Here is a 13,906-nt window from a genome sequence, read left to right as displayed (position 1 = left end):
GAAATACAGGCCGCGCGCCGGTTGGCAAGCCGCGCTATTCCAGCTTGCGGCGGATGCGGCGCACGGCCAGCCAGACAAGCGCCACTACAGGCAGCGTCACGCCCGCGGTCAGCATCCCCTTGCTGATCCCCGCATTGGTCAACGGGTACAGCAGGTAACTGACCAGCGACACGGCGTAATAGCTGATAGCGACCACCGACAGACCTTCGACCGTGTGCTGCAATCGCAGCGCCAGATCCGCCCGGCGGTCCATGCTCTCCAGCAAGGCCTGGTTCTGCGCGCTGCGCTCGACATCGACGCGCGTCCGCAGCAGGTCACCGGCGCGAATGGCCCGGTCCGAAAGTGCCTGCAGCCGCCGCTCGGTTGCCTTGACCGTGCGCATGGCCGGGTCATAGCGGCGCATCATGAAATCGGCGAATGTCTGACGCCCGTGGAAACGATCCTCGCGCAGCGCCTCGATCCGCTGGTGCACGATGGCCTCATAGGCCCCCGTCGCGGCAAAGCGAAAGGCCGAACGCGCCGACAACGTCTCGAGCTCGGTCGAGGTGGCCAGCAATTGCGGCAGCAGATCGTCGGGATGGGTCGTGTCCTTGGTCATCTCGCCCATCAACTGGGTCAGTTGTCGGTCCAACTCGCCGATCTGGGGCATCAGGGCCTTGACCCGAGCAAAGCCCAACATGGACATCGCCTTGTAGGTCTCGATCTCGCACAGGCGTTGGATGATCCGGCCGGTGCGCCTGCGCCCGGTGCCCTCGGACACGAACAGGGCAAACCGCATGTGACCCGCTGGGTCGATGCGAAAATCGCTGGCGCAGATCGCCGAGTCGTCCAGCACCCGCGACACCGCCAGGCTTTCCGGCTCGAACCAATCCGCCAGCGTGGCTTGCGTGGCCCCGTCATCCGGGCGCGGCACCACCCGCAGCATGATCGAGGTCACGCGCTGGCCCGGACTGGCCATCAGCCAGTCGGGGGGGAATACCTCGAAATCGGCGGGGTTGAACGCGCGCTCGCTGACATTCTGAGTAATGGCCGTATAGGTCACGAATTCCGTGTGGTGCTCCCACTTCAACCAATGCCGACCGATCTGGCCGGCATAGTGGGTGGCATCGGGCTGCGGATGCTGCGCCCCGTGACGGTCCAGCAGGTCGATCAGGTGGGCCATATCTTCGGCCCGGTCGCGCGCAACCGCGGCGACCGGTTTCTTGATCGCAAGGAAGACAACCGTGCAGGGCGCCTGCGCCACAGGGAACGGCCGCGCATGCAATTCATTGGCCAGCGCATAGCGCAGCGGATGATCCTCGATTGGCGTCATGAACGGCTCCTTGTGTTCCGGGCACTATACGACACCGGAGGATTTCATCAATTCTCTTTTATTTCATATACTTACGTGGATACCGCGGTATACAAGCCGGCTATCTCATTGATTTGGCTGCCAGAGCTCAATGGGATTGCCCTCGGGGTCGTGCAAGCGGGCGAATTTTCCGATCTCGCTGTTCCATTCGTCACGGGTCTCCACCTCGATTCCAGCCGCACGCAGTTGGTCGACCATGGCCGCCAAATCGTCGACTCGGAAATTGATCATCCATTGTTGCGCCGCATCGCCGAAATAGTCCGTGTCTGCGGCGAAAGGGGCAAACACGGTGTAGCCTTCGCGCTGCTTCCACGGGACCGGGTCATAGTGATTGACGCCCAGATGGGCATCGTACCATTGCGACAGAGCCTTCGGATCGCGGGCGCGAAAGAACACGCCGCCGATGCCGTTTACCTTATGCATGGAACACCTCCTGCCGATTGGGGTTGATACGGCATCATACCCTGAAACGAAAAAAGGCGCCCGCGAAGGGCGCCTTTTCCAAGGATATGAGCCACAGATCAGTCGATCATTGGCAGCAGCTTGTCCAGCGACTGCTTGGCGTCGCCATAGAACATGCGGGTGTTTTCCTTGTAGAACAGCGGGTTTTCGATGCCCGAATAACCGGTGCCCTGCCCGCGTTTCGAGACGATCACCTGCTTGGCCTTCCAGCATTCCAGAACCGGCATCCCGGCAATGGGGCTGTTCGGGTCTTCCTGTGCCGCAGGGTTCACGATGTCGTTCGAGCCAATGACGATCGCGACATCCGTTTCCGGAAAGTCGTCGTTGATCTCGTCCATTTCCAGCACGATGTCATAGGGCACTTTGGCCTCGGCCAGCAGCACGTTCATGTGGCCCGGAAGACGGCCCGCGACGGGGTGGATGGCAAAGCGCACATTCTTGCCCTTCGCGCGCAGCTTGCGGACCAGTTCGCTGACCGATTGCTGCGCCTGCGCCACCGCCATTCCGTAGCCGGGGATGATGATGACGCTGTCGGCATCGTTCAACGCTGCTGCAACACCGTCGGCGTCGATCGCCACCTGTTCGCCTTCGACCTCCATCTGGGGCCCCGAAGTGCCGCCAAAGCCGCCCAGGATCACGCTGACAAAGTGACGGTTCATCGCCTTGCACATGATGTAGGACAGGATCGCGCCCGACGAGCCGACCAGCGCGCCGACCACGATCAGCAGGTCGTTGCCCAATGAGAAACCGATCGCAGCCGCCGCCCAGCCCGAGTAGCTGTTCAGCATCGACACCACCACTGGCATGTCGGCGCCGCCGATGCCCATGATCAGGTGATAGCCGATGAACAGCGCCGCCAGCGTCATCAGGAACAGCGGGAAGAAGCCACCCGAAGCGGTGTACCAGATCAGACAGATCAGCGAGAGGCCCGCCGCCGCCGCGTTCAGCGCATGCCCGCCCGGCAGTTTGGTGGCCGCCGAGGTGACCTTGCCGGCCAGTTTTCCATATGCCACGACCGAACCGGTAAAGGTGATCGCACCGATGAAGATACCCAGGAACAGTTCGACATGCAGAATGGCCAGCTCGGCCGGGGTTTTCTTGGCGATCAGTTTCGCGAAGGCGCCTAGATCCGACAGGTCGGCATCCTTGGCCGCGTCAACGATCGCAAAGACTTCGGCGACATTCTTGATCTCGAAATGGGCGTTGTACCCGACGAAAACCGCCGCCAGACCCACAAGCGAGTGCATGGCGGCCACAAGCTGCGGCATCTCGGTCATCTGGACGCGCTGCGCCACGTATTGACCGATCAGACCACCGCCGATGATCAGCAGCAGCGACAGCAGCCACAGGCCCGATCCGGGACCGACCAGCGTGGCGAAAACCGCCAGCGCCATTCCAACGATGCCGTACCAGACCGCGCGCTTGGCGCTTTCCTGGTTCGACAGGCCGCCGAGCGAAAGGATGAACAGAACAGCCGCAACGACATAGGCGGCAGTGGTGAAGCCAAATTCCATGTGCCCGGCCTCCTTAAGATTTCTGGAACATGGCGAGCATGCGCCGGGTTACGAGGAAACCGCCGAAGATGTTGATCCCGGCCATGAAGATCGACAGCGCCGCCAGCAGAATGACGAGGAAAGACCCCGACCCGATTTGCATCAACGCGCCCACGATGATGATCGAGGAAATCGCGTTGGTGATCGCCATCAACGGTGTGTGCAGACTGTGGCTGACGTTCCAGATCACCTGGAAGCCCACGAAGACGGCCAGCACGAAGACGATGAAATGCTGCATGAAGCTGGCAGGAGCCACCAGCCCCACCAGCAGCATCAGCGCACCGCCCACGCCCAGCAGGGTGACCTGTTGCTTGGTCTGCGCCTTGAAGGCAGCGATCTCTTGCGCGCGCTTTTCTTCGGGCGTCAGTTCCTTGACCTCGGCTTTGGGTTTGGCGGCGATGGCCTGCACCTTGGGCGGTGGCGGTGGGAAGGTGATCTCACCTTCGTAGGTGACGGTCGCGCCACGGATCACGTCATCTTCCATGTTGTGATTGATCTGACCGTCCTTGTCCGGGGTCAGGTCAGTCATCATGTGACGGATGTTGGTCGCATACAGCGACGAGGACTGAGCCGCCATCCGGCTGGGGAAGTCAGTATAGCCGATGATTGTCACGCCATTGTCGGTCACGACCTTTTCATCCGGCACGGTGCCTTCGACATTGCCTCCACGCTCGGCCGCAAGGTCCACAATGACCGATCCGGGCTTCATGGCCTTGACCATATCCTCAAGCCACAGCTTGGGGGCCGGGCGGTTGGGGATCAGGGCCGTAGTGATGACGATGTCCATCTCGGGCGCAAGCTCGCGGAACTTGGCCAGCTGCGCATTGCGGAACTCCTCGGACTGAACCGAAGCATACCCACCGGTGGCCGAGCCATCCTGCTGTTCCTCTTCAAAGTCCAGATAGACGAATTCGGCGCCCATCGACTCGACCTGTTCAGCGACCTCTGGGCGCACATCGAACGCATAGGTGATCGCGCCAAGCGACGTCGACGTCCCGATGGCGGCCAGACCTGCCACGCCGGCACCGACGATCAGAACCTTGGCCGGCGGTACCTTGCCCGCGGCCGTCACCTGGCCGGTGAAGAAGCGGCCAAAATTGTTGCCCGCCTCGATCACTGCACGATACCCGGCGATGTTGGCCATCGAAGACAAAGCGTCCATCTTCTGCGCGCGGCTGATGCGGGGCACCATTTCCATCGCGATGACATTGGCGCCCTTGGCTTTCGCCAATTCCATCCCTTCTTCGTTCCCTGCCGGGTTGAAGAACGAGATCAGCGTCTTGCCCTTGGTCAGACGCTTCATTTCGGTCTCGGTGGGCACGCGCACCTTGGCGATGATGTCCGACGATTTCCACAAAGAGGCAGCTGTCTTGACGATTTCGACCCCGACGGCCTCGTAAGCCTCGTCTGAGAAACCGGCGGCAGCACCAGCCCCCTTCTCGATGGCGCATTCATAGCCCAATTTCTGCAGCTGCACGGCTGACTCCGGAGTCATCGCGACCCGGTTCTCGCCTTTCAGTATTTCCTTTGGCGTGCCTATTTTCACCGGCAAGTCCCCCTAATTTTCACTCTGACCGAGCGGGTGGTCGGTATTGTTTGTTAAGCAAAGATCTATCCTGCGCAACATTATTTCGCAAGCGCAGCATTCATTACGTTGTGTCACGGGTCGGCGCATTTCAGATCCACCGACGGGTTTTGCGTTCGTAACGCGCGAAATCCGCACGGAAGGTGCGGCGCAGGCGGTCCTCTTCGGGCAGGATGAACCGCCGTTCCAATACCCAGACGAACACAGGAACCAACACCAGCGACAACACGGCATCGAAGCGCAGGATCAACCCGGCAAGGATCAGGACATCGCCCAGATAGATCGGATTGCGGCTGCGTTTGTAGATGCCCGACTGCACCATTGCGGTGGGTGTTTCATGCGGAATGACCGTCGTACGGTGACGGCGGAATTCTACGATGGCCAGAACCGCCAGCAGGATACCCCCACCAATCAGCAACCCGCTTAGCAGGTCGGTCAACCCGCCTTCCAGCGACAGGCCGAGCGACAGATAACGGCCCTGCAACCAGGCCAACACCGCGAAGCCCAAAAGCCACAGTGGCGGTACGTCGATACGGCGCATGAGCATCCCTTTTGAACGACGACATGCACCGGCACATGTCGCTTCCGGGCCAAGTCCTACCGCTTTCAGACCCCGATGGCAAAGCATCTTGGCCTTGCGGTCGAATATTGTGCACCCGGGCCACAAACAGGCGGGCGTGGACAGCCCGGCACCGATCCGATACCCCGGGTCGGACACAAGAAAACACCGGGATTTATCATGACCGACTTCGCCGCCACCAAAGCCATGTTCCACCTGCCGGAAGGAGTTCTGTATCTGGACGGCAACTCGCTGGGCCCTTTGCCCAAGGCGGCGGCCGCAAAGGTACAGAAGATGCTGACCGAGGAATGGGGCCAGATGCTGATCACGGGGTGGAACAAGGCCGGATGGATGGGCATGCCGACCGACCTGGGCGATCGGATCGGCCGCTTGATCGGCGCCGCCCCCGGCACGATCGTGGTGGGCGACACGCTGTCGATCAAGGTCTTTCAGGCGGTTGCCTCGGCGTTGGAGCTGAACCCGGGGCGCAAGGTGGTCCTGTCGGACAATGGCAACTTCCCTTCCGATCTCTACATGGCTGACGGGCTGCTGCGCTCGCTGGGCGAGGAGTACGAGCTTCGGGTCGTGGACCCCGAGACCGTGGCCGAGCACATTACCGATGAAGTCGCCGTGCTGATGCTGACCGAAGTCGACTATCGCACCGGCCGCAGGCACGACATGAAGGCGCTGACCGAGCTGGCCCATGCGCGCGGCGTCATCACGGTGTGGGATCTGGCCCACTCTGCCGGGGCCATCCCGGTGGACCTGGCCGGCTGCAACGCCGATTTCGCGGTCGGGTGCACCTATAAATACCTCAACGGTGGTCCGGGCGCCCCGGCCTTCATCTATGTCGCGCCGAAATGGGCCGACACCGCGCGCCCGGCCCTGTCAGGCTGGCTGGGGCACGAGGCGCCGTTTGCCTTCGACCTGGACTATCGCCCCGGCGCAGGCATCGAGCGCATGCGCGTCGGCACGCCCCCGGTGATCCAGATGACCGCGCTGGCCGCGGCGATGGATATCTGGGACATGGCCGACATGGATGACGTGCGCGCCAAGTCCATCGCCCTGACCGAACAGTTCATCCAGCAGGTCGAGGCCACCTGCCCCGATCTGGAACTGGCCAGCCCCCGCGACCCCGCGATGCGTGGCAGCCAAGTCTCGTTCCGGTTTGCCGACGGGTACGCGGCGATGCAGGCCTTGATCGCCCGCGGCGTGATCGGGGATTTCCGCGCGCCCGACATCATGCGGTTCGGCTTCACGCCGCTGTATATCGACGAATGCGACGTGTCGCGCGCCGTCGAGATCCTGACTGACATCATGCAGAACCGTTTGTGGGACAGACCGGAATTCAAGGTCCGGCAGCGGGTTACCTGACCTCAAGCCCCGCGCCGATCAGCGCGGACAACTGGGCAATGCGCTGCTCGAACTCCTCGGCGTTCGAGGCGGTCATCTTGATCCCCTTCAGCGCGGCGGTGATGGTCCGCGCGGTCTCGGCCGGTCCGTCCGGCAGGCGCACGCGACCGGCCGCCAGTTCGCGCTTTAGCCATTCAGCGTAGAGATCCGCCAGCGCCGCCTCGCCCTCGGCCACGATGTCGGCAGCGGTGGACTTGCTGGTATCCAGCATCTCCAGCCCATGCGGCGAGGCCAGTATGGCCGCCATCCCGGCGATCTGCGCATCAATCGCCCGCGCCAGGATCTCGGACACCGCTCCGTCGCCCTGCAGCGCATGTGCCACCGTCGCGATCTTTTCGGCGTAATGCGCCTGTGTCAGGCTGCGAACGATGGCATCTTTGTTCTTGTAATGCAGATAGACCGCTGGACGGGACATGCCCGCGCCGCGCGCTATGTCATCCATCGAGGTCTTGCGGAACCCATAGGCGGAAAAGGCCTGAAACGCCGAAGTCAGGATCGCCTTTGCCCGTGTATCATCCAGTTTTTCCGCCATGAATTGACCTCTGACAGTTTCGCGCGAAATTGTCAATTGACGCAATGACATTTTTCATCAATTATGTCAGAAACCAGCCACAGCCAAAAGAGGTGCGCCATGGCGACCACGCTGACGATCAACGGAAAGCCACATCAGGTCGATCTGCCCGACGATGTCCCCCTTCTGTGGGTGCTGCGCGACGAGGTGGGCCTGACCGGAACCAAGTTCGGCTGTGGGGTGGCCGCCTGCGGAGCCTGCACGGTGCATATCGATGGCGAGGCCGTCCGTTCGTGCCAGGTTGCCCTGTCCGATGTCTGGGGCGAGGTCACCACGATCGAAGGGTTGGGGACGCCCGACAACTTGGCCACGATCCAGCAGGCCTGGGTCGACCATCAGGTCGCGCAATGCGGCTATTGCCAGTCGGGGCAGATCATGCAGGCCGCCGCGCTGCTGGCCGAAAACCCTGCCCCCTCTGACGAAGAAATCGACGAGGCGATGCAGGGCAACCTGTGCCGCTGCGGCACCTACCCCCGCATCCGCGCCGCGATCCACGACGCCGCCGCCAAGCTGAAGGAGGCCTGATCCATGGCCAGCATCGGAAAAATCCTGCGCCGCACCTTCTTGATCGGATCAGCCGCCATCGTCGGTGGCGTGGCTTTCGGCGTCTATTTCGTCAACCGCCCCGCCAAGAACCCGCTGAAACCAGGCGACGGCGAAGCGGCCCTGAACCCCTTCATCCTGATCGACCAGAACGGCGTGACCCTGTTTGCGCCCCGCGCCGAGATGGGCCAGGGCGTCAAAACCACATGGGCCGCCCTGATTGCCGAGGAACTGGACGTGGATCTGGATCAGGTCACCGTTCTGCACGGACCAGCGGCGGCGGCCTATTACAACTCGGCCCTAATCGGCGAGAGCCTGCCCAACAAGGGCTATGACGTCTCGAACTTCCAGCACAATCTGGGCGAGGCCCTGGGCGTGATCGGCAAGGCGCTCAGCCTGCAGGTCACCGGCGGCTCGACCTCGATGAAGGACGGGTTCGAGCGAATGCGCGCGGCTGGTGCCTCCGCCCGCGAGACGCTGAAACAGGCCGCCGCCGACCGACTGGGGGTGGATCGGGCTCAGTTGAAGACCGCTTCGGGCCATGTCATCGCGCCTGATGACAGCAAGATCGCCTATACCGAACTGGCTGCCGAAGTGGCGCAGATGAAGCCAATCGAAGCAGAACTGCGCGACCCGTCCGAGTGGCGTTATCTGGGCCGGACCCTGCCGCGTCTGGACATGGTGGAAAAGGCCACCGGCACCGCCCAGTTCGGCGTTGACGTGCGCCTGCCCGGCATGAAATTCGCAAGCGTTCGGATGAACCCTAGGCTGGGCGGTCAGATGAACGGTTTCGATGACAACGCCGCCAAGGCAATGCCGGGTGTCGAAAAGGTCGTCGATCTGGGCAACGGTGTTGCGGTTATCGCCACCAACACCTGGCTTGCCAACCAGGCGGTCGAGGCCATCGACGTCGATTGGGGCGAGGCCCCCTATCCGCCCGAAACTGACGCCATCTTTGCCGAGATCGCCAAGGCCTTCGACGCGGACCCGAACTCGACCATGCGCGATGATGGCGATGTCAGCACCGTTCCCGAAGGCGCGACAGTGATCGAGGCCGAATACACGGTCCCCTACCTGGCCCACGCCACGATGGAACCGATGAATGCCACCGCGCTGTTCACCGGCGACGCGTTGGAACTGTGGTGCGGCAACCAGGCCCCCACGCTGATTCAGTTCCGCGTTGCCAACACCGCGGGTCTGGACACCGAAGCCGTCCAAATCCACACCACCTATCTGGGCGGCGGGTTTGGTCGCCGCGGAGAGCTGGATTTCGGCGACATAGCCACCAAGGTGGCAATGGCCATGCCCGGCACTCCGGTCCAGACGACCTGGAGCCGCGAAGAGGATATGCGCCACGACTACTACCGCCCGGGTGCGATGGCGCGGATGCGCGGTGCGGTTCAGGATGGTAAGGCAGTGCTCATCGATGGTGCAGTTGCCGCGCAGTCCTGCACGCAGCAAGCCGTCGAGCGCTATACCGGCATGCCCGGCGCCGGCCCGGACAAGGTGCTGGTCGAAGGGTTCTTCAATCAGCCCTACGCGGTGCCGAACTATCGCATGAGCGGCCACATCGCCGAACTGAAGATCCCGGTCGGTTTCTGGCGCTCGGTCGGAAACAGCCACAACGGCTTCTTCCACGAGACCTTCATCGACGAGATGGCCCATGCCGCCGGACGCGACCCGCTGGAGTTCCGGCTGGAATTGATGCGCGACGAACATGCGCCCTCGGCCGGGTGCCTCGAGGCGGTGCGCGACATGTCCGGCTGGACGGGCAAGACCCCCGATGGCGTGGGCCGCGGCGTGGCCTTCACCTACAGCTTCGGCACCCCGGTCGCGCAGGTGATCGAGGTGGTCGACGAAGACGGCACCATCCGCATCAGCAAGGCCTGGATCGCCTGTGACATTGGGCTGGCCCTTGACCCCGAAAACGTCAAGGCGCAGATGTTCGGCGGCATGATGTATGGCCTGTCGGCGGCTTGTTACGGCGAGATCACCTTCGCCGATGGCGAGGTCGAACAGTACAACTTCCCCGACTATGACGCGCTGCGCATGCACACCGCACCGCAGGTCGAGGTTCAGGTGCTGGAAACCAACCGCTTCATGGGTGGCGCGGGTGAACCCGGCACGCCGCCCTCGATGCCGGCGCTGGGCAACGCGCTGTTTGACCTGACCGGCCAACGCGCGCGGACCCTGCCGCTCAACAAACAGTTCAACCTGCTGGTGTGAAACAAAAAAGACCGGCGCGGTGATTGTCGCGCCGGTCTTTTGAAGAAATCTGAAAGCTGACTTTTAGGCCGATTGCCGCACCGGCGTCGGCATGGCGCCTGCCGACCAAGCCCGCACCGCGTCGCCAAAAGCCTGAAACAGGGGCCGCGACACCGGGTCATTCGCCGCATCCCATTCCGGGTGCCACTGAACCGACAAGGTAAAACCGGGCGCATCCTGGATATAGATCGCCTCGGGTGTACCATCCGGCGCGTGGCCGTCGATCACCACGCTCTTGCCCACCGTCTTGATACCCTGCCCATGCAGCGTATTGGTCATCACCTCGCTGGCGCCGAACAGTCGGTGGAATACCCCGCCCTCGGTCAGATTGACCACGTGGCGCAGGGCGAATTTCTCTTCCAGCGTGCCATCGGGCGGCATGCGGTGGTTCATCCGGCCGGGCAGATCGCGGATTTCCGGGTACAGAGTGCCGCCCATGGCCACGTTGACCTCTTGGAAGCCCCGGCAGATGCCCAGAAAGGGCTGGCCGCGCTCGACGCAGCCCCGTACCAGCGGCAGGGTGATCGCATCGCGCGCCCGGTCGAATTCGCCATGTGCGTCAGTTGCCGACTCGCCGTATTCCTCGGGGTGAACGTTGGGGCGGCCGCCGGTCAGCAGAAACCCGTCGCAAACCTCAAGCAGTTCCGCCACGTCGACATAGCGCGGGTCGGCCGGGATCAGCAGCGGCAGACAGTTCGAGACATTCGCAACCGCGTCCGAATTCATCGTCCCCCCGGCATGGGTGGGGTACTGGTCGTTCATCAGATACGAATTGCCGATGATGCCAACGACGGGTCGGGACATTGTGCTACCTTGCTGTTTTACTTGAACTGGTCGGAAATTATCCGCCCCTTCAGTAACGTGCAAGAAAACACGCCCTGCACCATGGCGCAAGGACGTGTTCAGATACGCACATGTTGTTCCCGATTTCCGCAGATTACTGGACCGATTTCCCGCAAGTTACGGCCGCGGCGGGGCGGCGCTTGTGCAGATCAGGTCTCGCCAGTCAGCCCGGCGGCCTCAATCCCGGCCATGGCGGCTGCGGCGTCGTTGTCCGAGGTGTCGCCGGTGACCCCGACGGCCCCGATCACAGCGCCCTTGCGGTCGCGCAGCAGCACGCCGCCCGGAACCGGAACGACCTGCCCGCCATAGACCCCATTCACCGCAGCCATGAAATAGGCCTGCGCCTCGGCCCGCTGCATCTGGGCGGTGCCTGCCATGCCCAGCATGACCGATCCATAGGCCTTGCCATGGGCAATCGCGAACCGGCCGGGGGCCGCGCCGTCCTCACGCTCGAAGGCGATGACATGACCACCGGCGTCCAGAACCACCACCGACAGGGGTTTCAGGTCCATCTCGCGCCCTTTCTCAAGGGTTTTGCGTATGATGGTGCGGGCCTTTCTGAGTGAAACCGACATGATATTTTCCTCTGTCTGCGGTGGTCTGCCCCGGTTCTAGCCCTGACGGGCCTTCAGTTCCAGCCGCCGCGCATGCAGGACCGGCTCGGTATAGCCCGAGGGCTGCACACGCCCCTTGAACACCAGATCGCAGGCGGCCTGGAAGGCGATGCCGTCGAACCCCGGCGCCATGGGCCGGTAGGCCGGGTCGCCTGCGTTTTGCCGGTCAACCACGGCGGCCATCTTCTTCATTGCGGCCATAACCTGATCGGCGCCGATCACGTCATGATGCAGCCAGTTGGCCAGCGCCTGGCTTGAAATCCTGCAGGTGGCGCGATCCTCCATCAGACCCACGTCGTTTATGTCGGGCACCTTCGAGCAGCCGACGCCCTGATCGACCCAGCGCACGACATAGCCCAGGATGCCCTGCGCGTTGTTCTCGATCTCACGGGTGATTTCATCGTTGCTGAAGTTGCGGCCGCCCAGCAGCGGGATGGTCAGCAGATCATCCAGCGTGCCGCGCGGGCCTCCGGCGGCGATCTCGTCCTGACGGGCCAGAACGTCCACCTTGTGATAATGAGTCGCGTGCAGGGTCGCCGCGGTGGGCGACGGCACCCAGGCGCAGGTCGCGCCGGCCATGGGGTGGCCGATCTTGGCCTCGAGCATGTCGGCCATCCGGTCGGGCATGGCCCACATGCCCTTGCCGATCTGCGCCCGCCCCTTCAGACCGCAGGCCAGCCCGATATCGACATTGCGATCCTCGTAGGACTGGATCCACGGCGTATTCTTCATGTCGCCCTTGGGCAGCATCGGCCCGGCCTCCATCGAGGTATGGATTTCATCCCCCGTCCGGTCGAGGAAGCCGGTATTGATGAAGGCCACGCGCGATTTCGCGGCGCGGATGCATTCCTTGAGGTTTACCGAAGTCCGGCGCTCTTCATCCATGATGCCCAGTTTCACGGTGTTTCGCGGCAGGCCCAAAATATCCTCGACCGTGTCGAAGATTTTGACCGAGAACGCCACCTCTTCGGGTCCGTGCATCTTGGGCTTGACCACGAAGACCGAACCGTGGACCGAGTTGCCGCCATCGCGCTGCAGGTCGTGCATCGCGATCAGCGTGGTGCACAGCGCATCCATCAGCCCCTCACCGATCTCGTTGCCGTCGGCGTCCAGCACGGCGGGGTTGGTCATCAAGTGGCCCACATTGCGCACCAGCATCAGCGACCGACCCTTGAGGCTGCCGGTCGATCCATCGGGCCGGGTAAAGGCGATGTCCTCGGACAGTTTGCGGGTAAATGTCCGGCCGCCCTTCGTGACCTCTTCGGTCAGGTCACCCTTCATCAGGCCCAGCCAGTTGCCATAGGCCACGACCTTATCCTCGGCATCGACACAGGCCACCGAATCTTCGCAGTCCATGATGGTGGACAGGGCCGATTCCAGGCGCACGTCGGAAATACCCGCCGGGTCCGAGGCGCCGATGGTGCTGGACGGGTCGATCATGATCTGGATGTGCAGGCCGTTGTTCTTCAGCAGCACGAAGTCCGGGGCCTCGGCCGCACCGCCGAAGCCCACGAATTTACCGGGTTTGGCCAGCGCCGGCACCAATGCGCCGCCTTCGACCTTCAGACCGGACACATCGGCCCAGCTGCCTTGGGCCAGCGGCGCGGCCTCGTCCAGTAACGCCTTGGCCCAGGCGATCACCCGCGCACCGCGGGCAGCGTCATAGCCGCCCCCCTGCGGCAGGTCGCCCATCGCATCGGTGCCATAGAGCGCGTCATACAGGCTGCCCCAGCGGGCATTGGCCGCGTTCAGGGCAAAACGCGCATTGGTGATCGGCACCACCAGTTGCGGGCCGGGCGTCGCGGCGATCTCGGGGTCGACATTCGCCGTGTCGATCTGGAAATCGGGGCCTTCATCCAGCAGATAGCCGATCTCGCGCAGGAACGCCTGATACTCGGCCATGTCGATGGGTTGCCCTTTGCGCGCAAGGTGCCACGCGTCGACACTGCCCTGGATATCCGAACGCTTTTGCAGCAAGGCGCGGTTTTTCGGGCCAAACTCGGACACCATCCGCGAAAGACCGGCCCAGAATGCATCGGGCTCAACGCCCGTTCCGGGAAGCGCGCGTTCCTCGATGAAATCAATCAGAACCTGATCTACGTCCAATCCGCTCCGGATAGCTCTGCCGTTCATGACTCGAATCTCCT

12 protein-coding genes are annotated in these 13,906 nt (G+C 62.9%); 3 read left to right on the top strand and 9 right to left on the bottom strand.

The features are described from left to right. Nucleotides 1-34: 34 nt before the first annotated feature. The 5 genes from ACR0MM_RS10050 to ACR0MM_RS10030 form a co-directional block, all read right to left on the bottom strand. Entirely contained in the window at nucleotides 35-1,312 is a 1,278-nt protein-coding gene (locus ACR0MM_RS10050; protein WP_480695919.1) for a DUF3422 family protein, read from the bottom strand. Between the two features lie 105 nt (nucleotides 1,313-1,417). Next, nucleotides 1,418-1,774 carry a VOC family protein gene (locus tag ACR0MM_RS10045; protein ID WP_480695917.1) on the bottom strand — a complete coding sequence of 119 codons (357 nt, stop codon included), beginning with the start codon at nucleotides 1,772-1,774 and terminating at the stop codon, nucleotides 1,418-1,420. A 98-nt stretch (nucleotides 1,775-1,872) separates the two neighbouring features. Then, nucleotides 1,873-3,327 (bottom strand): NAD(P)(+) transhydrogenase (Re/Si-specific) subunit beta, encoded by a 1,455-nt coding sequence (locus ACR0MM_RS10040; RefSeq protein ID WP_093964877.1) that lies wholly within the window; start codon nucleotides 3,325-3,327, stop codon nucleotides 1,873-1,875. Between the two features lie 13 nt (nucleotides 3,328-3,340). Next, nucleotides 3,341-4,912, bottom strand: a complete 1,572-nt coding sequence (locus ACR0MM_RS10035; RefSeq protein ID WP_170340345.1) for a Re/Si-specific NAD(P)(+) transhydrogenase subunit alpha — start codon at nucleotides 4,910-4,912, stop codon at nucleotides 3,341-3,343. 130 nt (nucleotides 4,913-5,042) lie between these two features. After that, the gene (locus ACR0MM_RS10030) at nucleotides 5,043-5,492 is read right to left on the bottom strand and encodes a methyltransferase family protein (RefSeq protein WP_093964875.1); all 450 of its coding nucleotides are present in this window, start codon (nucleotides 5,490-5,492) and stop codon (nucleotides 5,043-5,045) included. Between the two features lie 198 nt (nucleotides 5,493-5,690). On the opposite strand from ACR0MM_RS10030, the gene kynU reads away from it, so the two are divergent. After that, a complete protein-coding gene (gene kynU, locus ACR0MM_RS10025; RefSeq protein WP_480695915.1) occupies nucleotides 5,691-6,884 on the top strand; it encodes a kynureninase in 1,194 nt (397 codons plus the stop codon). Here the strand turns inward: kynU and ACR0MM_RS10020 are convergent. After that, entirely contained in the window at nucleotides 6,877-7,455 is a 579-nt protein-coding gene (locus tag ACR0MM_RS10020; RefSeq protein ID WP_222457476.1) for a TetR/AcrR family transcriptional regulator, read from the bottom strand. The two genes, kynU and ACR0MM_RS10020, sit on opposite strands and share 8 nt — an antisense overlap. 99 nt (nucleotides 7,456-7,554) lie before the next feature. Here ACR0MM_RS10020 and ACR0MM_RS10015 point away from each other — a divergent pair, with 99 nt between their 5' ends. Beyond that, nucleotides 7,555-8,019, top strand: coding sequence for a (2Fe-2S)-binding protein (locus ACR0MM_RS10015; RefSeq protein ID WP_170368158.1), 465 nt, complete (start codon nucleotides 7,555-7,557; stop codon nucleotides 8,017-8,019). A 3-nt stretch (nucleotides 8,020-8,022) separates the two neighbouring features. Further along, nucleotides 8,023-10,263, top strand: coding sequence for a xanthine dehydrogenase family protein molybdopterin-binding subunit (locus ACR0MM_RS10010; protein ID WP_480695913.1), 2,241 nt, complete (start codon nucleotides 8,023-8,025; stop codon nucleotides 10,261-10,263). 63 nt (nucleotides 10,264-10,326) lie between these two features. Here the strand turns inward: ACR0MM_RS10010 and ACR0MM_RS10005 are convergent, their stop codons facing one another. The 3 genes from ACR0MM_RS10005 to ACR0MM_RS09995 all read right to left on the bottom strand — a co-directional run bounded on the left by ACR0MM_RS10005 (nucleotide 10,327) and on the right by ACR0MM_RS09995 (nucleotide 13,892). Beyond that, on the bottom strand, nucleotides 10,327-11,106 hold the full coding sequence (locus ACR0MM_RS10005) for a gamma-glutamyl-gamma-aminobutyrate hydrolase family protein (RefSeq protein WP_480695911.1): 780 nt from the start codon (nucleotides 11,104-11,106) through the stop codon (nucleotides 10,327-10,329). Between the two features lie 188 nt (nucleotides 11,107-11,294). Next, entirely contained in the window at nucleotides 11,295-11,720 is a 426-nt protein-coding gene (locus ACR0MM_RS10000; RefSeq protein WP_093964871.1) for a GlcG/HbpS family heme-binding protein, read from the bottom strand. A gap of 36 nt (nucleotides 11,721-11,756) precedes the next feature. Further along, the gene (locus ACR0MM_RS09995; protein ID WP_480695909.1) at nucleotides 11,757-13,892 is read right to left on the bottom strand and encodes a malate synthase G; all 2,136 of its coding nucleotides are present in this window, start codon (nucleotides 13,890-13,892) and stop codon (nucleotides 11,757-11,759) included. Nucleotides 13,893-13,906: the final 14 nt, after the last annotated feature.

The organism is Ruegeria sp. BC6 (assembly GCF_056539185.1).
This window is presented reverse-complemented; position numbering and strand designations above follow the sequence as displayed.